Genomic DNA, 22,582 nt, shown 5'->3' on the forward strand with positions numbered 1-22,582 from the left:
TCCGGCCGATCGCACCCGCCTCAGACCAGCCACTTGCCGTCGGTCATCAGCTCGCGCCCGGTCAGTTCGTTCTCCTCCCGCCATGCCCTGACCGCGTACGGAGTGAAGCGGAGGTACACCCAGGACGTGCGGCCACGCGGGTCCCAGTCGAGTTTCGTCGCGAAGGCGTCGCCCGATTCCGCGGAGAGTTCCGCGCCCTCCGCGACATCGGCGGTCGCGTCGATGAGAACCACATCGCGGGTGTGGCCCAGGCTGATCCTGGCCTGTCCGGTCGGAGTCACATTGTGCGCGGTCGGATTGGTGCGCCGAGTGGCCATCAGGAGCGTCCCCCGGTCCCACACGAACGACAGGGGTACCAGCGTCGGCACGCCGTCGGCCGAAGCGGTCGCCACCCAGGCGTCGGCGTCCTTCTCCAAGCGGTTGAGCACATCCTGCTTGCGCTGTTCCCGGCTGCGCGCCGGCTCCGCATTCGTCATGCTCCGTACGCTAGCGAGTGCGCGCAACCGCGCACCTCGGTCGGCGGTCCTAGGACCACCGGATCATGGCGCAGGGCGGCGCACCGGGGCAGACTGTGGCCATGGACCCGCAATCGCCGCAGACGGTCGACGCCTACCTGGACCGCATCGGCGCCGTCCGTCCCGCGCGCCCCGACGCAGCTGCCCTGCGCGATCTGCAGGTGCGGCACCTCACGACCGTGCCCTTCGAGAATCTGTCGATCCATCTCGGCGAAAACATCGTGCTGGAGGAGAAGGCGCTCCTGGACAAGGTGGTGGGCGCCCGGCGGGGCGGCTTCTGCTACGAACTGGGCGGCGCCTTCGCGGCCCTGCTGCGGGCCCTCGGCTTCCGCGTCACTCTGCTCCAGGCCCGCGTCTACGGGGACGGCGGACAACTCGGAATTCCGTACGACCATCTCGTGCTGCGCGTCGAGACCGACGACGGCACCGGACCCTGGCTCGCCGATGTCGGCTTCGGTGACCACGCCCACTTTCCGCTCGTGTTCGACGACCGTACGGACCAGGAGGACCCGCGGGGTACGTACCGGATCCGGGAGACGCCCGACGCCGCGGACTGTGCCGGGGCCGGGGATCTCGATGTGCTGCGTGACGGGGTGCCCCAATACCGCCTCGATCCACGACCGCGGGCTCTTGCGGACTTCCGGTCCGGTGCCTGGTACCACCGCACCTCGCCCGATTCGCACTTCACCCGTTCTCTGGTCTGCTCCCGGCTCACCGGCGTTGGCCGGGTCACCCTCAGCGGGCGCACCCTCATCACGACGGTGGGTGGCGAGCGACATGAGGTTCCGCTGGCCACCGACGCCGAGGTGCTCGCCGCCTACCGTGAGCACTTCGGGCTGCGGCTCGACCGGCTGCCCACAGTCCGCAAGGCGGGCGTTCAAGGACCGAACGGTTGACGCACACAAGCGGAACGTTCAATTCGGACCTTCGGTAACACCTCACCCCAAGCCCTGTCCAGACCCTCCGTTTGCCTCGAACGCCTCAAGAATGATCGAATGCATGCTCGTCGGCGGGCCGCTGCTCCGACAACGACGTCCAGCCGTCAGGCCCCATGGTGAATCTCCCCCGGGGGTACTGAAGATGCTCGGCCGTTGGCTGGCAAGCAAGAAGGCGACGCACGCGGCGGGCGGCAGCCCGCTCGCCGGACTCGCGGTGCCGCGCACTGCGGGAATGCTGAGCTGCCGTGTGCTCGATCCGGTCAACGTGGCTGTTCAGCAGGCCGAGTTCGTGGTCACGGACAGCGCGGGTCGCAAGGTCGTCGGCGGGGAGACGGACCCGTACGGGAACGTCCTCGCCACCGTCCCGGCGGGCGAATACCGGCTGGCCGTCACGGCGGAGGGCTTCACTCCGTTCCATGGTTCGGCCACCGTCGGCGAGAGCGGCCACGCGAGCCTCGGCGACGTGATGCTCCAGGTCTCCGCGCCCCCGCAGCTGCCCGCCCCCGGTGACTGGGAGATCGAGCCGAACCACACGCAGATCGGGTTCACCGCCCGCCACATCGGGCTGGCCCGGATCCACGGCCGGTTCAACACGTTCGCCGGTGCGGTACGGATCGCCGACCGCATGGAGGACTCCGCCATGCACGTCATCATCGATGCCGCGTCGATCGACACGAACGTGCAGATGCGCGACGACCATCTGCGCTCCAGCGACTTCCTGGACGTCGGGCGCTACCCGACGCTCGAGTTCTACAGCGACCGTTTCGTCCACCGGGGCGGCAGCCGCTGGGGCGTCAGCGGCGCGCTGACCCTGCACGGCGTCAGCCGTACGGTGACGCTGGACACCCAGTACCTCGGCCTGGGCAACGGCCTCGAGGGCGAGACCCGGGCGGCGTGCCGGGCCACCACCGAGCTGCACCGCGAGGACTTCACGCTGACCTGGCAGACCATGCTGGCCCGGGGTATCGCCGTCGTCGGGCCCAGTATCGCCATCGACATGGACATCCAGATCGTCCCCAAGAGCTGAGCCCTGGGGAGTCCTGCCGGCGGGGCGCCGCCGCTAAGGCGCTTCCAGCCAACCCTCGTACTCCGCCGCGAACGCGTCGAGCACCGCGGAGTCCAGCCGGCCGGCCGGGTCCTCGACGACCACCAGCCACTGGGCGTCCTCGGCGTCGTCCTCGCCGGCCAGCGCGTCGCGTACGAGCTGGGGCTCCTCGGCGACACCGAAACGGTCGGCGAGCTCCCCGGCCACCTCCTCCGCCGTATCGCGGTCGGGCAGCACCAGCACATGTCTCACATCGCTCACCTGCCCATTCTCCGGTACGGCGTCGGGTGCGGGGACCGGCGGTCGAGCCGTGCTGTCAGTGGGGCGTGGGATGCTGGACGGCGATGGCCACCAGAAGGAATTCCACCGACGATCCGCTCGTCCCCCTCACGCTCGCCGTGGGCCAGGAGGACCTCCTCCTCGACCGTGCGGTGCAGCAGGTGGTGGCGGCGGCCCGGGCGTCCGACGCCGACACGGACGTCCGCGACCTCACCTCCGACCAGCTCCAGCCGGGCACCCTTGCCGAGCTGACGAGCCCTTCGCTCTTCGCCGAGCGCAAGGTGGTGATCGTGCGCAATGCGCAGGATCTCTCCGCCGACACGGTGAAGGACGTCAAGGCGTACCTCGGTGCGCCGGTCGAGGAGATCACGCTCGTGCTGCTCCATGCGGGCGGCGCCAAGGGCAAGGCGCTGCTGGACGCGGCGCGCAAGGCGGGTGCGCGGGAGGTTGCCTGCCCGAAGACGACCAAGCCCGCCGAGCGACTGTCGTTCGTACGGTCGGAGTTCCGGGCGCTGGGGCGATCCGCGAGCCCCGAGGCCTGCCAGGCGCTCGTCGACTCCATCGGCAGCGATCTGCGGGAGCTGGCGAGTGCGGTGTCGCAGCTGGTCGCGGATGTCGAGGGCACGATCGACGAGGTGGTGGTCGGGCGCTACTACACCGGTCGTGCGGAGGCGTCCAGCTTCACCGTCGCCGACCGGGCGGTGGAGGGGCGGGCGGCGGAGGCACTGGAGGCGTTGCGCTGGTCGCTGTCGACCGGGGTGGCGCCCGTGCTGATCACCAGTGCGCTCGCGCAGGGCGTACGGGCCATCGGCAAGTTGTCCTCGGCACGCGGGGGGCGTCCTGCGGATCTTGCGCGTGAGCTGGGGATGCCGCCGTGGAAGATCGACCGGGTGCGGCAGCAGATGCGGGGGTGGACGCCGGACGGGGTGGCGGTGGCGCTGCGGGCGGTCGCGGATGCGGACGCGGGGGTGAAGGGTGGCGGGGACGACCCCGAGTACGCCCTTGAGAAGGCCGTCGTCGCTGTTGCGCGGGCGGCGCGGAGCGGCCGGTGACCGTGGGACGGCGAGGTGGGTGCCGGTCGTGACCGGCTGAGCTCGAGCGGGTATGCCGAAGGCCCCGGTTCGCCGCCCTGGGGAGGGTGGCGAACCGGGGCCTCGGTTCCAGCTCGGTGCGCCGCACCCGCGTGGCGAACGCAGGTTCGGTGTGCGGCGCGGGGGCCGGGCAGGGGCGGGAGAGAGGGCCCGCTGGTCCGTTCCGGCAGTTACATCAGAAAGCTCAGCCCTGGAGGGCGGCAACCTTGGAGGCCAGCGCCGACTTCTTGTTGGCGGCGGCGTTCTTGTGGATGACGCCCTTCGAGACAGCCTTGTCGAGTGCGCGCGAAGCGTCGCGAACGGCCGTGGTGGCCTTCTCGACGTCGCCCGCTGCGGCAGCCTCACGGGCCTTGCGGATCGCGGTCTTGAGCGAGGACTTGACGGCCTTGTTGCGCAGGCGCGCCTTCTCGTTCGTCTTGTTCCGCTTGATCTGGGACTTGATGTTCGCCACGAAAGAGCCTTTTCAGGTTCGTTGGATCTTCGATGTGCGCCCCGCCGCCCATAGGAGCCACGAGGCACAGCTGTCAACGGTACCAGCCGCGCTCCGACCGGCCCAAACCGGTCTCTGTCCCGCAGCCGTGGGACGATGGAAGCTACGTATCGATCCGACCGACCCGACATCGACCCGAGACACGGCGTTCGGCGTCTCAAGAATCAGGACCCTGCGTGCCCGCGACTCCTACCAACGTGCCCGAGCCGAGCCGTACCGACCCGGCGCTGATCCGCAATTTCTGCATCATCGCTCACATCGACCACGGCAAGTCGACCCTTGCCGACCGGATGCTCCAGCTGACGGGCGTGGTCGACCAGCGGCAGATGCGCGCTCAGTACCTCGACCGGATGGACATCGAGCGCGAGCGCGGCATCACCATCAAGTCCCAGGCGGTCCGTCTGCCGTGGGCGCCCACCACGGGCGAGGGCGAGGGCAGCACCCACATCCTCAACATGATCGACACCCCGGGCCACGTGGACTTCACGTACGAGGTCTCCCGTTCGCTCGCCGCCTGCGAGGGCACGGTCCTGCTGGTCGACGCCGCGCAGGGCATCGAGGCCCAGACGCTGGCCAACCTCTACCTGGCGATGGAGAACGACCTCACCATCGTTCCGGTACTCAACAAGATCGACCTGCCGGCCGCGCAGCCCGAGAAGTTCTCCGAGGAGCTGGCCAACCTCATCGGCTGCCAGCCCGAGGACGTCCTCAAGGTCTCCGCGAAGACCGGTGTCGGCGTGGACGCCCTGCTGAACCGGGTGGTCAAGGACGTCCCGGCGCCGATCGGCAAGGCCGATGCCCCGGCCCGCGCGATGATCTTCGACTCGGTCTACGACTCGTACCGCGGCGTCGTCACGTACGTCCGTGTCGTCGACGGTCAGCTCAACAGGCGCGAGCGCATCAGGATGATGTCCACCGGTGCCACCCACGAGCTGCTGGAGATCGGTGTCTCCTCCCCGGAGATGACCCCGGCCGACGGCCTCGGTGTGGGCGAGGTGGGCTACATCATCACCGGTGTGAAGGACGTCCGGCAGTCCAAGGTCGGTGACACGATCACCTCCCTGAGCAAGGGCGCGACCGAGGCGCTGGGCGGTTACAAGGACCCCAAGCCGATGGTGTTCTCGGGTCTGTATCCGCTGGACGGCTCCGACTACCCGGACCTGCGCGAGGCCCTCGACAAGCTCCAGCTCAACGACGCCGCCCTGGTGTACGAGCCGGAGACCTCCGCGGCCCTCGGCTTCGGCTTCCGTGTCGGCTTCCTCGGGCTGCTGCATCTCGACGTGATCCGCGAGCGCCTGGAGCGCGAGTTCGGTCTGGAGCTCATCGCCACCGCCCCCAACGTGGTCTACCGCGTCGAGATGGAGGACGGCAGCGAGCACATCGTCACCAACCCGAGCGAGTTCCCCGAGGGCAAGATCGACAAGGTGCACGAGCCGGTCGTACGTGCCACCGTCCTCGCCCCCAGCGAGTTCATCGGCGCGATCATGGAGCTCTGCCAGAACCGGCGCGGCACCCTGCTCGGCATGGACTACCTCTCCGAGGACCGGGTCGAGATCCGGTACACCCTGCCCCTCGCCGAGATCGTCTTCGACTTCTTCGACCAGCTGAAGTCCAAGACCCGCGGCTACGCCTCGCTCGACTACGAGCCCACCGGCGAGCAGTCCGCCCAGCTCGTCAAGGTCGACATCCTGCTGCACGGCGACAAGGTCGACGCGTTCTCCGCGGTCACGCACAAGGACAAGGCGTACGCGTACGGCGTGCGGCTCGTCGCCAAGCTGCGCGAGCTCATCCCGCGGCAGAACTTCGAGGTGCCGATCCAGGCGGCAATCGGCTCCCGGGTCATCGCCCGTGAGACCGTCCGCGCCATCCGCAAGGACGTTCTCGCCAAGTGCTACGGCGGTGACATCTCCCGTAAGCGGAAGCTGCTGGAGAAGCAGAAGGAAGGCAAGAAGCGGATGAAGATGGTCGGCAACGTCGAGGTGCCGCAGGAGGCCTTCATCGCCGTGCTGTCCACCGACGAGTCGGGCGGGGAGAGCAAGGGCAAGAAGTAGTTCCCGTGGCGGATTTCCGCTTCTGTCCCGGCTTGAGCCAGGCTGCCCCTACTCGGCGGTAGCCCCAACGGACCCCTGCGTCGCAGCACCCTGCGGCGTGGGGGTCCGTTTGTTATGAAGCGGCGTCCCATTGCCTCTTACGCGGCGGACGCGCGCGCTCTACCCTGATCACGGCTCGTAGTTACTCGCGAGTTAAACAAGCGGAATCACGCACGCAGGATCAGCACGCAGACGGACGCGTAAGCAGGAACAAGCAGCAGCACGCAGCAACCAAACAACCGGTCGTGAAGCACTGCCGCAGGCCCGGAGGATGTCGTGAGCGACACACAGACCCTGATCGAGAACCGACCGCCCTCCGTGGCGACCCTCTTCATCGACCGCGTTGCGGCCACTCCGGACGGGGAGGCCTACCGCTACCCGGTCGCCTCGGCCACCGGACAGGGCGCCGACGAGTGGAAGTCGCTGAGCTGGGCACAGGCCGCGGAGCGCGTGTACGCGATCGCCGCAGGGCTCATCGGTCTGGGGGTGGAGCCGGAGGAGCGGGTCGCGCTCTCCTCCGCCACCCGCGTCGAGTGGATCCTCGCCGACCTCGGCGTGATGTGCGCCGGCGCCGCGACCACCACGATCTACCCGTCGACCAACGCCGAGGAATCGTCGTTCATCCTCGCCGACTCCGAGAGCCGGGTGCTGATCGCCGAGGACGCCGGCCAGCTGGCCAAGGCGCGCGAGCGCCGCGGTGACCTCCCGAACCTCGCCCATGTCGTCGTCATCGACCCGGACGGTGTCGAGCCCGACGCGGCCGACCCCGAGGGCTGGGTGCTCTCAATGGCCGATCTGGAGGCCCGTGGCGCCGATCTCCTGGCGAAGAACCCGGGCGCGGTCAAGGAGCGGGTCGAGGCGATCACCGCCGAACAGCTGGCCACCCTGATCTACACCTCGGGCACCACCGGCCGTCCCAAGGGCGTACGGCTGCCGCACGACAACTGGTCGTACATGGCCAAGGCCACCGTGGCGACCGGCCTGATCACCAAGGACGACGTCCAGTACCTCTGGCTGCCGCTCGCGCACGTCTTCGGCAAGGTCCTCACCTCGGGCCAGATCGAGGTCGGCCACGTCACCGCCGTCGACGGCCGGATCGACAAGATCATCGAGAATCTGCCGGTGGTCCAGCCGACATACATGGCCGCCGTTCCCCGAATCTTCGAGAAGGTCTACAACGGGGTCGCGTCCAAGGCGCGGGCCGGTGGCGGCGCCAAGTACAAGATCTTCCAGTGGGCGGCCGGGGTCGCCCGCGAGCACGCGAAGGTGTCCCAGGACAACTTCCGGCGCACCGGCACGGCCTCCGTCCCGTTCGGCCTCGGCGCCAAGCACAAGGTCGCCGACGCCCTCGTCTTCGCCAAGATCCGTGAGGCCTTCGGCGGCCGGCTGCGCGCCTGTGTCTCCGGCTCCGCGGCGCTCGCCCCCGACATCGGCTACTTCTTCGCAGGTGCCGGCATCCACATCCTGGAGGGCTACGGACTCACCGAGTCCAGCGCCGCCTCCTTCGTCAACCCCGGCGAGGCCTACCGCACCGGCACGGTCGGCAAGCCGCTCCCCGGCACCGAGGTACGGATCGCCGACGACGGCGAGATCATGCTGCGCGGCCCCGGCATCATGCAGGGCTACCACCGGCAGCCGGAGAAGACCGCCGAGGTGCTGGAGGCCGACGGCTGGCTGCACAGCGGTGACATCGGCGAGCTGTCCGTGGACGGCTACCTGCGGATCACCGACCGCAAGAAGGACCTGATCAAGACGTCGGGCGGCAAGTACGTCGCCCCGGCGGAGGTCGAGGGACAGTTCAAGGCGGTGTGCCCGTTCGTCTCCAACATCCTGGTGCACGGCGCGGACCGTAACTACTGCACCGCGCTGATCGCCCTCGACGAGCCGACCATCCTCGGCTGGGCCGCCGAGAACGGCCTGGAAGGCAGGCCGTACGCCGAAGTGGTGGCGTCCCCGAAGGCCGTGGAGCTCATCGACGGCTATGTGAAGCGGCTCAACGGGGGGTTGCAGCGCTGGCAGACCATCAAGCAGTTCCGGCTGCTGCCGCGCGACCTCGATGTCGAGCACGGCGAGCTGACGCCGAGCCTCAAGCTCAAGCGGCCGGTCGTCGAGCGCGAGTACAAGGGCCTCATCGACGAGATGTACGTGGGCGCCCGCGAGGCGTAGGCACGGCACATGGTGCGGACGGGGCGGTCCGCCCCGTCCGCACCGCTGTTCCTGATGCCCGTTCCTGCTCGTCGTTCCTGTGTGTTCTCCTCCCACTTCGGTAACTCGGTGCTTCTGCGGAGGGTCGGTCTGTCACTCTGTCCGTGTCGTCAGCGGCACACGGCGCCAAACAGGCCGTGCGAGAACAGGTCAGGAGCGGCGCCATGGGGCCCATTCCCTTGCAGCGGGACACCGTTCAGCGTCCCGACAACCACGTCGGACGGGCGGACGCGCAGCCGGTCGCCCGGACGAGCCTGCCGGGGAATCTCCTCGCCCCGGCCGCCGCGCGCCGGTTCGTCCGGGCCGCCCTCGCCGAGTGGACCGGGCTCGGGCTGCCCGCGGCGGTGGGCTTCAGCGACCGGCTGGCCGACGACGCGGTGATCGTCGCCGATGAGCTCGTCACCAACGCCGTCGTGCACGCCGGAACCACCGTCGAGCTGCTCTTCCGGCTGGAGGAGGCGGCCGAGGACGAGGCCGCAGCCCTGGTGCTGGAGGTCGCCGACCACCACCCCGCCCGGTCCGTACGCAGCGAACGCCCCGACCCGGTGCCCGCGGCGGACCCGGACGACCCGGCCGAGGTCGGGCGCGGGCTGCAGATCGTCGCCGCACTCGCCGAGCGCTGGGGCATCACGTACCGCACCGGCCTCAAGACCGTCTGGGCCCGGCTGCCCGTCGACGACTGGACCGCGTTGCCCGAGCCGGCCGCGGGGCCGGAACTCCGAAGCGGGCTGCGCACCGCCGAGCTGCTCGCCCCCACCGCCCGGCGCGCTCTGCGCGACGACGCGGACTGGGCGGGCCGCGGTGCGCTCTCGTTCCTCGCCGAGGCATCGGACCTGCTCGCCGGCCAGCTCGACGAGGACATCGTGGCGGCACTCGCCGGGCAGTTACTTGTGCCCAGACTCGCCGACTGGTGCGCGATCTGGCTGGAACCGGAGAACGGCGGGCCCTCGGCCGTCCCCCGGCTCGCGAGCGTCTGGCACCGTGACGAGGCCGAGACCGGGCAGCTGCGCACCGTGTTGGAGCAGGACCCGATCCGGCTGCCGGAGCGGGTGGGCACGGGGCCCGTCTCCATGCCGTGGCCCGGGGCCGACGAGGACGGGGCCGATCCGGGCGCCGACGGGCGCTCCAAGGGCCGTGCGGGGGCCGCGCTCGCCTATCGGATAACCGCCGGCGGCCGCACGCTCGGAGCCGTCCTCCTGGGACGGGAGGGCATCGCCCGTGTCCCCGACGGGGTGACCGCGCTGATCGAGGACTTCGTACGCCGTGTCGGCCTCGCCGTCGGCGCCGCCCGGGCCTACACGCGACAGGCCACCATCAGCCGCATCCTGCAGCGCGGACTGCTGCCCAGCAAGGTCGCCGACATCCCCGGCGTCACCAGCTCACTGGTGTACGAGCCCAGTGACGACGGCGTCGTCGGTGGTGACTTCTACGACATCTTCGCGTGCCCCGGCGACCGCTGGTGCTTCATCCTCGGCGATGTGCAGGGCAGCGGTCCCGAGGCCGCAGTCGTCACCGGCCTCGCCCGGCCCTGGCTGCGGTTGCTGGCCCGGGAGGGCTTCCGCGTCGGCGAAGTGCTGGACCGGCTCAACCGCCTCCTCCTCGACGACGCGATGGAGACCGCCGAGGCCGCCGCTCTCATGGTCGCTGCGGCGGGCGGGCAGCACCTGACGGAGGGCGGCCAGCATCTGCGGGAGGACGGCCAGCAGCTGCCGGACGGCGGGCAGCCCCGGTTCCTCTCCCTGCTGTACGGGGAGATGGTGCCGCTGCCCGGCGGCGGCGTGCGCTGCACGCTGGCCAGCGCGGGCCATCCGCTGCCGCTGCTGCTGCGCCCGGACGGCACCGTGCGGCCCGCCGCCGAGCCGCAGGTGCTGCTCGGGGTCGTCGAGGACGTCGCGTACGAGAGCCAGAGCTTCGACCTGGCGCCGGGCGACAGCCTGCTGTGCGTCACGGACGGCGTGACGGAGCGGCGCTCCGGGCCGCTGATGTTCGACGACGGGGACGGTCTGGCCCGGGCACTGGCCGGCTGCGCCGGGCTGACCGCGGAAGGGATCGCGGACCGGATCAAACGGGCCGTCCACGAGTTCGCCGAGCGACCGCCGGACGACGATCTGGCGCTGGTCGTGCTGCAGGCCCAGTGAGCGTGGGCCGGGAACGGCCGGCGGCGAGTGACAATGGACGGTATGCCTTCCGTACTGCCCGATGGTGAACCCGTGCCCGACGACGGGGCCCTGCCCCGCCATGCCCTGGAAGGCGCCGCCGACCGCCCGCTCGGCTTCTACCTGCATGTGCCGTACTGCGCGACCCGCTGCGGCTACTGCGACTTCAACACGTACACCGCGACCGAGCTGCGCGGCTCCGGCGGTGCGCTGGCATCCCGCGACAACTACGCCGCCCACCTGATCGGCGAGGTCCGGCAGGCCCGCAAGGTGCTCGGCGACGACCCGCGGCCGGTCCGTACGGTGTTCGTCGGCGGCGGCACGCCCACGTTGCTGGCCGCCGGGGATCTCGTACGGATGCTGGCGGCGATCCGCGACGAGTTCGGACTCGCCGACGACGCGGAGATCACCACCGAGGCCAATCCTGAGTCCGTCGATCCGGCATATCTGGCGGAGCTGCGGGAAGGCGGCTTCAACCGGATCTCGTTCGGGATGCAGAGTGCGCGGCAGCACGTGCTGAAGATCCTGGACCGTACGCATACGCCGGGGCGGCCCGAGGCGTGCGTCGCGGAGGCGCGGGCCGCCGGCTTCGAGCACGTCAACCTCGACCTGATCTACGGCACCCCCGGGGAGTCCGACGACGACTGGCGGGCCTCGCTGGACGCGGCGATCGGGGCGGGGCCGGACCACGTGTCCGCCTACGCGCTGATCGTCGAGGAGGGGACGCAGCTGGCGCGGCGGATCCGGCGCGGCGAGGTTCCGATGACGGACGACGACGTCCACGCCGACCGCTATCTGATCGCCGACGAGGCGATGGCCGCGGCGGGCTTCTCCTGGTACGAGGTGTCGAACTGGGCCCGGACGCCGGAGGGGCGGTGCCTGCACAACGAGCTGTACTGGCGGGGCGCCGACTGGTGGGGGGCCGGGCCGGGCGCGCACAGCCATGTGGGCGGGGTGCGGTGGTGGAACGTCAAGCATCCCGGTGCGTACGCGCAGGCGCTGGCGGAAGGGCGGTCGCCGGGCGCGGGACGCGAGGTGCTCTCCGAGGAGGACCGTCGCGTCGAACGGATCCTGCTGGAGCTGCGGCTGGTCGACGGCTGTCCGCTGTCCCTGCTGGCGCCGGCCGGGCTGGCCGCGGCGGGACGAGCTGTGGCGGACGGGTTGCTGGAGGAGGCGCCGTATGCGGAGGGGCGGGCCGTGCTGACTCTGCGTGGTCGGCTGCTTGCGGACGCGGTGGTCAGGGACCTGGTGGACTGATGGGGACGGGTGGAGGCGTCGGCGCGCCCGCACCCCTGCTACCCGAAACCGGGGGCCTCGCCCCCGGTCCCCGAACCCCGGCCGGGCCGAAGGCGCCCGGCCACGGTGGGCACATCGGACCGCCTACCCCGTCGGCGCCGTGACGAAGTCGATCAGCTCCTCCACCCGGCCCAGCAGCGCCGGCTCCAGGTCGCGGTACGAGCGGACCGTGGACAGGATGCGCTGCCACGCCGCCCCGGTGTTCTCCGGCCAGCCCAGCGACCGGCACACGCCCGTCTTCCAGTCCTGGCCGCGCGGGACCACCGGCCAGCTCGCGATGCCGACCGACGACGGCTTCACCGCCTCCCAGACGTCGATGTAGGGGTGGCCCACCACCAGCACGTTCGCGTCCGTGACCTCGCTCGCGATCCTCGACTCCTTGGAGCCGGGGACCAGGTGGTCGACCAGGACGCCCAGTCGCGCGTCCGGGCCGGGGGAGAAGTCGCGGACGATGGCCGGGAGGTCGTCGATGCCCTCCAGGTACTCGACGACCACGCCCTCGATGCGCAGGTCGTCGCCCCAGACCCGTTCGACCAGCTCGGCGTCGTGTCGGCCCTCGACATAGATCCGGCCCGCCCGTGCCACCCGCGCCCGCGCCCCGGGGACCGCGAGCGAGCCGGAGGCCGTGCGGACGGGGCGCACGGGACCGGGCGCGGACGGGCGTACGAGGGTGACGACCCGGCCCTCCAGCAGGAAGCCGCGAGGCTCCATCGGGAACACCCGGTGCTTGCCGAACCGGTCCTCCAGGGTCACTGTCGGGCCCTGGGCCGTCTTCTCGCAGCGGATCACGGCGCCGCAGAAGCCGCTGGAGACCTCCTCCACGACCAGATCGGGCTCGGCGGGGACCTCGGGGACGGGGGCGGACTTCTTCCACGGTGGGGTCAGATCCGGGTGGTAGCTGCGCATCGGACGACGATAGGACGTGAACGGGTCACGACACGCCGAAGGCAGTGGACAGTTGGTCACGTTGCGCACGTACGAACGAGGCGTCCACGAGCGCACCGTGCCCCGGCACGTACACCGCGTCCTCGCCGCCCAGCGCCAGCAGCCGGTCGAGCGCGGCGGGCCAGCGCGACGGGATCGCGTCCGGGCCCGCCTGCGGTTCGCCGGACTCCTCGACCAGGTCGCCGCAGAGCACGACGGCGGGGGAGCCGGGCACCAGGACCGCGAGATCGTGGCCGCTGTGGCCGGGGCCCACGTTCGCCAGCAGCACCTGGTGGCCACCGCCCAGGTCGAGGGTCCACTCGTCGTGCACCTGGTGGTGCGGCGCCACCAGCACATCGGCCGACTGCGCCGCGTCCCCCTCGGGCACCCCGTGGCGCACGGCGTCGGCGCGCAGCTCGTCCGCTCCGCGGGCCAGGAGATCCGTCACTCCGACCGCCCCGTACACCTCGGCCCCGGAGAAGGCCGCGGTGCCGAGCACATGGTCGAAGTGGGGGTGGCTGAGTGCGATATGCGTCACCCTCCGGCCGATCAGTGCCTCGACCTGGGCCCGGATCTCCGCGCCTTCGCGCAGCGTCGATCCGGTGTCGAAGAGCAGCGCCCCGTCCGTTCCGACCACCAGTGCGACCGTCGCGTCCCACCCGGGAAGCCGTCGTCGGCCCACACCGTTGCCGAGTCGCTCCCAGCCGAACTCTTCCCAAGAGGCGTCCATGCGGCGACGCTATCGGCAACGACCTGCGCAGTCTCGGGGTAGCGTGGCCGGTCGCCCTTGCTAGGGCCCTACCCGGCCGCCGTACACTGGCGGGGGATTACTGGCACTCGTACGCATCGAGTGCCAGGGCTCTTCGAGGAACGACGGAAACGACCGGGATCCACCGAGTGACACAGCTGGAGGTGTGCGCCATGCTCAGCGAACGCAGACTCGAAGTGCTGCGCGCCATCGTCCAGGACTATGTCGGCACCGAGGAGCCCGTCGGTTCCAAGGCGCTCACCGAGCGGCACAAACTGGGGGTCTCCCCGGCCACGGTCCGCAACGACATGGCAGTGCTGGAGGACGAGGGCTTCATCGCCCAGCCCCACACCAGCGCGGGGCGCATCCCGACGGACAAGGGCTACCGGCTCTTCGTCGACAAGCTCGCGGGGGTCAAGCCCCTGTCGTCGCCTGAGCGCAGGGCCATTCAGAACTTCCTCGACGGCGCGGTCGACCTCGACGACGTCGTGGGCCGCACCGTACGGCTGCTCGCGCAGCTGACCCGGCAGGTCGCCGTCGTGCAGTACCCCTCGCTGACCCGGTCGACGGTGCGGCATGTGGAGCTGCTGTCGCTGGCGCCCGCCCGGCTGATGCTCGTGCTGATCACGGACACCGGCCGGGTCGAGCAGCGCATGATCGACTGCCCCGCGCCGTTCGGTGAGACTTCTCTCGCCGATCTGCGGGCCCGGCTCAACAGCCGGGTCGTCGGACGCCGTTTCGCGGACGTCCCGCAACTGGTGCAGGATCTGCCGGAATCCTTCGAGAGCGAGGACCGGGGAACCGTGTCCACCGTGCTCTCGATCCTGCTCGAAACCCTCGTCGAGGAGACGGAGGAGCGGCTGATGATCGGCGGCACCTCCAACCTCACCCGCTTCGGGCACGACTTCCCCCTGATGATCCGGCCGGTGCTGGAGGCGTTGGAGGAGCAGGTCGTGCTGCTGAAGCTGCTCGGCGAGGCCAAGGACTCGGGCATGACCGTACGTATCGGGCACGAGAACGCCCACGAGGGGCTCAACTCCACGTCCGTCGTCGCGGTCGGCTACGGTTCGGGCGACGAGGCAGTCGCCAAACTCGGCGTGGTCGGACCGACCCGCATGGACTACCCCGGAACGATGGGAGCGGTACGCGCAGTGGCACGTTACGTCGGACAGATCCTGGCGGAGTCGTAAGTGGCCACGGACTACTACGCCGTACTCGGCGTGCGCCGCGACGCATCTCAGGACGAGATCAAGAAGGCCTTCCGGCGGCTCGCACGCGAGCTGCATCCGGATGTCAATCCCGATCCGAAGACGCAGGAGCGGTTCAAGGAGATCAACGCCGCCTACGAGGTGTTGTCGGACCCGCAGAAGAAGCAGGTCTACGACCTCGGCGGTGACCCGCTGTCCGCCTCCGGCGGCGGTGGCGCGGGCGGATTCGGACAGGGTGGCTTCGGCAACTTCTCCGACATCATGGACGCGTTCTTCGGTACGGCGTCGCAGCGCGGACCCCGTTCGCGCACCCGGCGCGGCCAGGACGCGATGATCCGGCTGGAGATCGATCTCGGCGAGGCCGCGTTCGGCACCACCAAGGACATCCAGGTCGACACGGCTGTCGTCTGTACGACCTGCAGCGGCGAGGGCGCCGCACCCGGCACCTCCGCCCAGACCTGTGACATGTGCCGCGGTCGCGGTGAGGTCTCGCAGGTCACCCGGTCGTTCCTCGGCCAGGTCATGACCTCGCGGCCCTGCCCGCAGTGCCAGGGCTTCGGTACGGTCGTGCCGACCCCGTGCCCGGAGTGCGCCGGTGACGGTCGCATCCGTTCGCGGCGCACGCTCACCGTGAAGATCCCCGCCGGTGTCGACAACGGCACCCGCATCCAGCTTGCGGGCGAGGGCGAGGTCGGCCCCGGCGGCGGCCCGGCCGGCGACCTGTACGTCGAGATCCACGAGCTGCCGCACGCGGTGTTCCAGCGCCGCGGCGACGATCTGCACTGCACTGTCACGATCCCCATGACGGCGGGCGCGCTCGGCACCAAGGTGCCGTTGGAGACGCTCGACGGCCTGGAGGAGGTCGACATCCGGCCGGGCACCCAGTCCGGTCAGTCGGTCCCGCTGCACGGCCGCGGCATCACCCACCTGCGCGGTGGCGGGCGCGGCGATCTGATCGTGCACGTCGAGGTGATGACCCCGTCGAAGCTGGACCCGGAGCAGGAGCGACTGCTGCGTGAGCTGGCGAAGCTGCGCGGCGAGGAGCGGCCCACCGGTCAGTTCCAGCCGGGACAGCAGGGGTTGTTCTCCCGGCTCAAGGACGCGTTCAACGGCCGCTGAGCGCCGTCCGTCGCGTCACCGCCCTCTGCAACGCACCGCCCGCCGGTCCTGGACCGGCGGGCGGTTGGCATATGGCGGTACCCCTTCCGGTCACCTTTCGGATCCCCCTCGGGGCTCGCGCTTCGGATATCTTTCCGGCCGCCTCATGGCTGATTCGGCAGGGTGCAGGCGACGTGGCACGATGCGGTCATGTCATCCGCGTTGACCGATCTCTGCCGGTATCCGATCGTGCAGGCCCCGATGGCGGGCGGTGTGTCCTGTCCACAGCTGGTCGCAGCCGTCGCCGAAGCGGGCGGGCTCGGTTTCCTCGCTGCCGGGTACAAGACGGCGGACGGCATGTACAACGAGATCAAACAGCTGCGCCGGCTGACCGGTCAGCCGTTCGGCGTCAACCTCTTCATGCCGCAGCCGAACCTCGCGGACCCGAGCGCCGTCGAGGTGTACCGGCATCAGCTGGCCGGTGAGGTCGCCTGGTACGAGACCCCGCTCGGTGACCCGGACCCGTGCGGCGACGACGGATACGAAGCCAAGCTCGCCATCCTTGTGGAGGACCCGGTTCCGGCGGTTTCCTTCACGTTCGGCTGCCCCACCCGCGACACCTTCGACGCGCTCGCCGGAGTCGGCACGTACACCGTCGTGACGGTCACCACGCCGGAGGAGGCGCAGACCGCCCAGTGGGCCGGTGCCGACGCGGTCTGTGTCCAGGGCATCGAGGCGGGCGGCCACCAGTCCACCTACCGCGACGACCCGCAGACCGACGGCACCGGCATCGGACTGCTCTCCCTGGTGGCCGAGGTCCGCGAGACGGTCCAGGTGCCGGTCATCGCGGCGGGCGGCATCATGCGTGGCTCCCAGATCGCGGCGGTGATCGCAGCGGGCGCCGAGGCGGCGCAGCTCGGCACGGCCTTCCTGGCCTGCCCCGAGTCCGGTGCCCATCTGCTGCACAAGCAGGCGCTGACCAACCCGCTGTTCGCTCGGACGGCGCTGACCCGGGCGTTCTCCGGGCGCCCGGCCCGCGGCCTCGTCAACCGCTTCATGCGCGAGCACGGGCCGTACGCCCCCGCCGCCTACCCGCAGGTGCACCATGTCACCAGCGGGCTGCGCAAGGCCGCAGCCAAGGCCGGGGACGCCCAGGGCATGGCCCTGTGGGCGGGCCAGGGTCACCGGATGGCACGCGAGCTGCCGGCCGGCCGGCTGACCGAACTGCTCGCCGAGGAACTGGATGCCGCGCGCGCGGCAGTGAGCACAAGGAGCACGCAGTGACCGCACCGGTCTTCGTCGTCGAGCAGGTCCCCAGCGGCCCGCGGTTCGTCCTGGACGGGCCGGAGGGGCGGCACGCCGTATCGGTGAAACGGCTGCACGCCGGTGAGGACGTCGTCCTGACGGACGGTCACGGCCGGTGGGTGGAAGGCGTCGTGGAGGCCGCCGAGGGCAAGGACCGGCTCGTCCTGACGGGCCTCGGCACGGTCCACGAGGAGCCCCGGCCCGCGCCCCGTATCACCGTGATCCAGGCGCTCCCCAAGGGCGACCGCGGCGAGGTCGCCGTCGAGACGCTCACGGAGACCGGTGTCGACGCGATCGTGCCGTGGCAGGCCTCGCGCTGCATCACCCAATGGAAGGGTGATCGTGGCCTCAAATCCCTGGCGAAATGGCGGAACACGGCCCGCGAGGCGGGCAAGCAGTCGCGCCGGGTGCTGTTCCCGGAGGTGACGGACGCCATGACGACCAATCAGGTTGCCGCTCTTCTGGCCACAGCGGACTTCGCGGCCGTCCTGCACGAGGAGCGGGAGTACGACAGCGAGCCGCTGGCCACCGTCGGACTCCCGGTCGGGGGCGAGATCATGCTGGTCGTGGGGCCCGAGGGCGGTGTCTCGCCGGCCGAGCTGGAAGCCTTCGCCGAGGCCGGCGCCCGGACCTGCCGGCTCGGCCGGAGCGTGCTGCGCACCTCCACGGCGGGCACCGCGGCGACGGCGCTGCTGCTGGGGCGTACCGGCCGCTGGGCCTAACCACCTCATACAGCAAGTCCGGTGTGGCCGCAAGCGGTCTACCGCGCGACGGGGGAGTAGTGGGACGCTTCCACGTATGGGGACATTGAGGGCATCAAGTCCATGGGGGCGCGGCCGGACCCGTCGCATTCCGGCCGTACTGTGCCTCGTCGGTGCGACGGTTGCGGGGGCCGTCGCCTGTGAGCCGATCGACGGAATGAACTCCGCGTCCGTCGCCCTGACCACGGACCGGGCGGGCACCGGGGCGCTGGAGGGCAAAGGGGTCGATGTGCGGTGGCTGAACTGCACGGCCGAGGTCGAGGGCGTCGGTGCGACGCCGTCCTCGCCCTCACCCTCCGCGTCCGTGCAGCAGGTGGCGCAGGTCGACTGCCGCGGCCGGACCGTGGGCGGCAAGGACATCACGCTCGCCGGCAAGGTCACGAAGGAGGTCAACGGGACCTGTGTGCGGGGGGACTTGACCGGAAGGGTCAGCGACAGGACCGTCCTGCGGGCCGATGTGCTCGGCAACTGCGACGCCGCCCCCTCGACCCGCGTCGTGACGCCGCCGACGGGAGGCGGAGGTGGCGGGAACGGCGGGGGTGGCGGAAACGGCGGTGTTGGCGGTGCCCGGCCGACGGTCACCGTGACCGTCACGGTGATCGAATATCCCCGGGGCAAGTGAGTGCGTCCGGCACGCAGGTGTGGGCGGACTCCGGCCAACCCCGTTCCCCGGAGCACGACCGCGGCCTAGGGTGATCGATGTGACACAGCCTGCCTATCTCCGGTACCCCCATGTCCAGGGCGAATTGATCGCCTTCACCGCTGAGGACGACGTCTGGCTGGCGCCGCTCGACGGCGGCCGGGCCTGGCGGGTCAGCGCCGACAACCGGCCCGTCAGCCAGCCGCGCATATCGCCCGACGGCACCCACGTCGCCTGGACGTCCACCCGGGACGGTGCCCCCGAGGTGCACCTCGCGCCCGTCGACGGCGGTCCTTCGAAGCGGCTGACCTACTGGGGCGACGCCCGGACGTCCGTACGCGGCTGGACCCCCGAAGGCGACGTCCTGGTCATCAGCACCCAGGGGCAGGTGTCGCTGCGCCGCAGCTGGGCCCGGGCCGTCCCGGTCGACGGCGGGCCCGCCCGGATCCTGCCGTACGGACCGGTCGGCTCCCTCGCGTACGGGCCCGGCGGACGGGTCCTGCTGCTCTCCGCCACCATGGGGCGCGAGGCCGCCACCTGGAAGCGCTACCGGGGCGGCACGGCGGGCAAGTTGTGGCTCGCGCAAGCACCCGGGGAAGTCCAGGGACCGGACGGCGTCGCGGACTTCGTACGGATCCACGAGGGCCTCGACGGCAACATCGAATGCCCGATGTGGGTCGGCGACCGTCTCGCCTTCCTCTCCGACCACGAAGGCGTCGGCGCGCTCTACTCCTCGCTCCCCGACGGCTCCGACCTGCGCCGGTACACCGAGGTCGACGGCTTCTACGCCCGCCACGCGACGACCGACGGCACCCGCGTCAGCTACGCCTCGGCCGGTGAGCTGTGGCTGCTCGACGACCTCGAAGGCGCCGGACCGCGCCGTATCGACATCCGCCTCGGCGGCCAGCGCGCCGACCTCCAGCCGCACCCCGTGCACGCCGGGAGCCACCTCGACTCGGCGTCCCCGGACCGTACCGGCCGCGGCAGCGCCGTCGGGACGCGCGGCGCCGTCCACTGGGTCACCCACCGCGAGGGCCCGGCCCGCGCACTGGCCGTCGAACCCGGGGTGCGGGCCAGGCTGCCCCGTACCTTCCAGGCCGACGGCGATCAGCATGTCGTCTGGGTCACCGACGCGCAGGGCGACGACGCCCTCGAGTGCGCACCCGCCACCGGGATCGCTCCTGGCACCGCACCGCGCCGACTGGCCGCCGGCCGGCTCGGCAGGGTGCTCGACCTGGCGGCGGCCCCCGACGGCAGCCGGTTCGCTGTCGCCTCGCACGACGGCCGGATCCTCATCGTCGAGCGGGAGAGGGGCGAGGTCCACGAGGTCGACCGCAGTGAACACGGCGACGCCTCCGGGCTCGTCTTCTCGCCCGACTCCGCATGGCTCGCCTGGTCCCACCCCGGGCCCGAGCCGCTGAGCCAGCTCAAGCTCGCGCACCTCGCCGACCTGTCGGTCGCCGAGGCCACGCCGCTCCGTTTCCGGGACTACGCCCCCGCGTTCACCGTCGACGGCAAGCACCTCGCCTTCCTCTCCGAGCGGGCCTTCGACCCGGTCTACGACGCGCACGTCTTCGACCTGGCCTTCGTCGGCGCCTGCCGCCCGCACCTGCTGACGCTCGCCGCCACCACACCCTCCCCGTTCGGGCCGCAGCGCCACGGCCGCCCGACCGAGAAGGAGAAGAACTCCGGCGACGGCGACCAGGACAACCCCACCGCGCTGCCCGTCACCCGGATCGACCTGGAAGGGCTCGCCGACCGGATCGTGCCGCTGCCCGTCGAGGCCGCCCGCTACTCCTCGCTGCGCGCGGCGAAGGACGGACTGCTGTGGCTGCGGCACCCGGTGACGGGCGTGCTCGGAACGGCAGGGGCGACGCCGGACTCCCGGGGGCCGGAGACCGTCCTGGAGCGGTACGACCTGGAGAAGCTGCACAGCGACGAACTCGCCTCCGACGTCAGCCGGTTCGCCGTCAGCGGCGACGGCAGGCGGCTGGTCCTGCACACCCGGGGCAAGCTGCGCGTCGTGCCCGCCGACAGCCGTGTCCCGGCGGGCTCCGACGACGACCACGACGGCGGCAGCGACACCGTCGACCTCTCCCGGATCCGCCGGACCGTCGAACCGGCCGCCGAGTGGCGCCAGATGTACGACGAGGCCGGCCGCATCATGCGCGACAACTTCTGGCGGCCCGACATGGGCGGCGTGGACTGGGACGGGGTCCTCGACCGCTACCGGCCGGTGCTGGCGCGCGTCGCCACCCATGACGACCTCGTCGACCTGCTCTGGGAGGTGCAGGGGGAGCTCGGCACCTCGCATGCGTATGTGACGCCGTCGGGTGGCCGGCACGACGACACGAGCCGGCAGGGGCTGCTCGGGGCCGATATCTCCCGTACGGACGACGGCCATTGGCGCATCGACCGGATCCTGCCCTCCGAGACGTCCGACCCGGCGGCCCGCTCGCCGCTCGCCGCGCCCGGCGTCGCGGTCCGCGCCGGGGACGCGATCCTTGCCGTCGACGGGCAGGAGATCGACCCCCTGACCGGGCCCGGACCGCTGCTCACCGGCTCGGCGGGCAAGCCGGTCGAGCTGACCGTCGAGCCGGCGGACGGCGGCAATCTGCGCCATGTCGTCGTCGTGCCCACCGCGGACGAGGAGGCGTTGCGGTACCACGCGTGGGTGGCGGACCGACGGGCGTACGTGCACGAGCAGTCCGGCGGCCGCCTCGGCTACCTCCACGTGCCCGACATGGTCGGCTCCGGCTGGGCCCAGCTGCACCGGGACCTGCGGGTCGAAGTGGCGCGTGAAGGGCTGGTGGTGGACGTACGGGAGAACCGGGGTGGCCACACGTCGCAGCTGGTCGTGGAGAAGCTGGCCCGGCGCATCGTCGGCTGGGATCTGCCGCGCGGCATGCAGCCGTACAGCTACCCCGGGGACGCGCCGCGCGGTCCGGTGGTGGCCGTGGCGAACGAGTTCTCCGGCTCGGACGGCGACATCGTCAACGCGGCGATCAAGGCGCTCGGGATCGGGCCGGTGGTCGGTACCCGGACGTGGGGCGGTGTGGTGGGCATCGACAGCCGGTACCGGCTGGTCGACGGCACGCTGGTCACACAGCCCAAGTACGCGTTCTGGCTGGAGGGGTACGGCTGGGGTGTGGAGAACCACGGGGTGGATCCCGATGTGGAGGTCGTGATGACGCCGCAGGACCATGCGGTGGGACGGGATCCGCAGCTGGATGCGGCGATCCGGATCGCGCTCGAGGGGCTCGCGGAGAGTCCGGCGAAGACGGCACCGGGTCTGCCGGGGTAGCAGGCGGGGGCTCGTTCCCCTGCTCGTCCGTTCTCGAAGCCGGGGCCCCGCCCCGGCTTCGAGAACGGGGCAACCACGCCCGATAGCATGCCCGTGTACGGATCAACCACGCGACCGAGGAGCCCGGCCATGGCGGGAGAACCGCAGCCCGACTGCCTGTTCTGCAAGATCGTCTCGGGAGACGTCCCGGCAACCATCGTCCGCGAGACCGAGACGACCGTAGCCTTCCGCGACATCAACCCCCAGGCCCCCACCCACATCCTCGTCATCCCGCGCGTCCACCACCGCGACGCGGCCACCCTCGCCGCCGCCGAACCGCAGATCGCCGCCGACATACTGCGCGAGGCCGGGCACGTCGCCGCCGACGAGAAGATCACCGACACCGGTTACCGGGTCGTCTTCAATACCGGCGCCGGTGCCGGGCAGACCGTCTTCCACGCGCACGCCCACGTCCTGGGCGGCCGCGGAATGCAGTGGCCTCCCGGATAA

The 22,582-nt window shown here is 71.1% G+C and carries 19 protein-coding genes; 14 read left to right on the forward strand and 5 right to left on the reverse strand.

The window, feature by feature from the left end:
- Positions 1 to 20: 20 nt before the first annotated feature.
- Complete coding sequence (locus OHB49_RS28070) at positions 21 to 476, reverse strand: pyridoxamine 5'-phosphate oxidase family protein (RefSeq protein ID WP_329163841.1); 456 nt, start codon at positions 474 to 476, stop codon at positions 21 to 23.
- 101 nt (positions 477 to 577) lie between these two features.
- Between OHB49_RS28070 and OHB49_RS28075 the strand changes: the two genes are divergently transcribed.
- Positions 578 to 1,411 (forward strand): arylamine N-acetyltransferase family protein, encoded by an 834-nt coding sequence (locus OHB49_RS28075; RefSeq protein WP_329163842.1) that lies wholly within the window; start codon positions 578 to 580, stop codon positions 1,409 to 1,411.
- Between the two features lie 184 nt (positions 1,412 to 1,595).
- Positions 1,596 to 2,480, forward strand: a complete 885-nt coding sequence (locus OHB49_RS28080; RefSeq protein WP_030970174.1) for a YceI family protein — start codon at positions 1,596 to 1,598, stop codon at positions 2,478 to 2,480.
- 33 nt (positions 2,481 to 2,513) lie between these two features.
- On the opposite strand, the gene OHB49_RS28085 is transcribed toward OHB49_RS28080, so the two are convergent.
- Positions 2,514 to 2,759 (reverse strand): hypothetical protein, encoded by a 246-nt coding sequence (locus OHB49_RS28085; RefSeq protein ID WP_030970176.1) that lies wholly within the window; start codon positions 2,757 to 2,759, stop codon positions 2,514 to 2,516.
- 83 nt (positions 2,760 to 2,842) lie between these two features.
- On the opposite strand from OHB49_RS28085, the gene holA reads away from it, so the two are divergent.
- Positions 2,843 to 3,829, forward strand: coding sequence for a DNA polymerase III subunit delta (gene holA, locus OHB49_RS28090; protein ID WP_329163843.1), 987 nt, complete (start codon positions 2,843 to 2,845; stop codon positions 3,827 to 3,829).
- Positions 3,830 to 4,052: 223 nt separating this feature from the next.
- Here holA and rpsT read toward each other — a convergent pair whose 3' ends face one another.
- On the reverse strand, positions 4,053 to 4,319 hold the full coding sequence (gene rpsT / locus OHB49_RS28095) for a 30S ribosomal protein S20 (protein WP_030921110.1): 267 nt from the start codon (positions 4,317 to 4,319) through the stop codon (positions 4,053 to 4,055).
- A gap of 215 nt (positions 4,320 to 4,534) precedes the next feature.
- Here rpsT and lepA point away from each other — a divergent pair, with 215 nt between their 5' ends.
- The 4 genes from lepA (at position 4,535) to hemW (ending at position 12,066) form a co-directional block, all read left to right on the forward strand.
- Positions 4,535 to 6,409: a translation elongation factor 4 gene (gene lepA, locus OHB49_RS28100; RefSeq protein ID WP_078852645.1), complete on the forward strand. Its 1,875-nt coding sequence runs from the start codon at positions 4,535 to 4,537 to the stop codon at positions 6,407 to 6,409.
- Positions 6,410 to 6,724: 315 nt separating this feature from the next.
- Positions 6,725 to 8,614, forward strand: coding sequence for an AMP-dependent synthetase/ligase (locus OHB49_RS28105; RefSeq protein ID WP_329163844.1), 1,890 nt, complete (start codon positions 6,725 to 6,727; stop codon positions 8,612 to 8,614).
- Positions 8,615 to 8,817: 203 nt separating this feature from the next.
- Entirely contained in the window at positions 8,818 to 10,791 is a 1,974-nt protein-coding gene (locus tag OHB49_RS28110) for an ATP-binding SpoIIE family protein phosphatase (protein ID WP_329163845.1), read from the forward strand.
- 33 nt (positions 10,792 to 10,824) lie between these two features.
- Positions 10,825 to 12,066: a radical SAM family heme chaperone HemW gene (gene hemW, locus OHB49_RS28115; protein WP_313937220.1), complete on the forward strand. Its 1,242-nt coding sequence runs from the start codon at positions 10,825 to 10,827 to the stop codon at positions 12,064 to 12,066.
- Positions 12,067 to 12,189: 123 nt separating this feature from the next.
- Here hemW and OHB49_RS28120 read toward each other — a convergent pair whose 3' ends face one another.
- Entirely contained in the window at positions 12,190 to 13,011 is an 822-nt protein-coding gene (locus OHB49_RS28120) for a DUF3097 domain-containing protein (protein ID WP_030970188.1), read from the reverse strand.
- Between the two features lie 25 nt (positions 13,012 to 13,036).
- Complete coding sequence (locus OHB49_RS28125) at positions 13,037 to 13,759, reverse strand: MBL fold metallo-hydrolase (protein WP_329163846.1); 723 nt, start codon at positions 13,757 to 13,759, stop codon at positions 13,037 to 13,039.
- A 191-nt stretch (positions 13,760 to 13,950) separates the two neighbouring features.
- On the opposite strand from OHB49_RS28125, the gene hrcA reads away from it, so the two are divergent.
- The 7 genes from hrcA (at position 13,951) to OHB49_RS28160 (ending at position 22,582) form a co-directional block, all read left to right on the forward strand.
- Positions 13,951 to 14,967, forward strand: coding sequence for a heat-inducible transcriptional repressor HrcA (hrcA, locus tag OHB49_RS28130; RefSeq protein ID WP_030921092.1), 1,017 nt, complete (start codon positions 13,951 to 13,953; stop codon positions 14,965 to 14,967).
- Positions 14,968 to 16,104 carry a molecular chaperone DnaJ gene (dnaJ, locus tag OHB49_RS28135; RefSeq protein WP_030921089.1) on the forward strand — a complete coding sequence of 379 codons (1,137 nt, stop codon included), beginning with the start codon at positions 14,968 to 14,970 and terminating at the stop codon, positions 16,102 to 16,104.
- Positions 16,105 to 16,293: 189 nt separating this feature from the next.
- Complete coding sequence (locus tag OHB49_RS28140; protein WP_329163847.1) at positions 16,294 to 17,367, forward strand: nitronate monooxygenase; 1,074 nt, start codon at positions 16,294 to 16,296, stop codon at positions 17,365 to 17,367.
- The gene (locus tag OHB49_RS28145; protein WP_329163848.1) at positions 17,364 to 18,110 is read left to right on the forward strand and encodes a 16S rRNA (uracil(1498)-N(3))-methyltransferase; all 747 of its coding nucleotides are present in this window, start codon (positions 17,364 to 17,366) and stop codon (positions 18,108 to 18,110) included. Before OHB49_RS28140 ends, OHB49_RS28145 begins: the two co-directional genes overlap by 4 nt.
- 196 nt (positions 18,111 to 18,306) lie before the next feature.
- On the forward strand, positions 18,307 to 18,771 hold the full coding sequence (locus OHB49_RS28150) for a hypothetical protein (protein ID WP_329163849.1): 465 nt from the start codon (positions 18,307 to 18,309) through the stop codon (positions 18,769 to 18,771).
- Positions 18,772 to 18,850: 79 nt separating this feature from the next.
- On the forward strand, positions 18,851 to 22,093 hold the full coding sequence (locus OHB49_RS28155) for a S41 family peptidase (RefSeq protein WP_329163850.1): 3,243 nt from the start codon (positions 18,851 to 18,853) through the stop codon (positions 22,091 to 22,093).
- Between the two features lie 129 nt (positions 22,094 to 22,222).
- A complete protein-coding gene (locus OHB49_RS28160; protein ID WP_030970198.1) occupies positions 22,223 to 22,582 on the forward strand; it encodes a histidine triad nucleotide-binding protein in 360 nt (119 codons plus the stop codon).

This window comes from Streptomyces sp. NBC_01717 (assembly GCF_036248255.1).
Classification (GTDB): domain Bacteria; phylum Actinomycetota; class Actinomycetes; order Streptomycetales; family Streptomycetaceae; genus Streptomyces.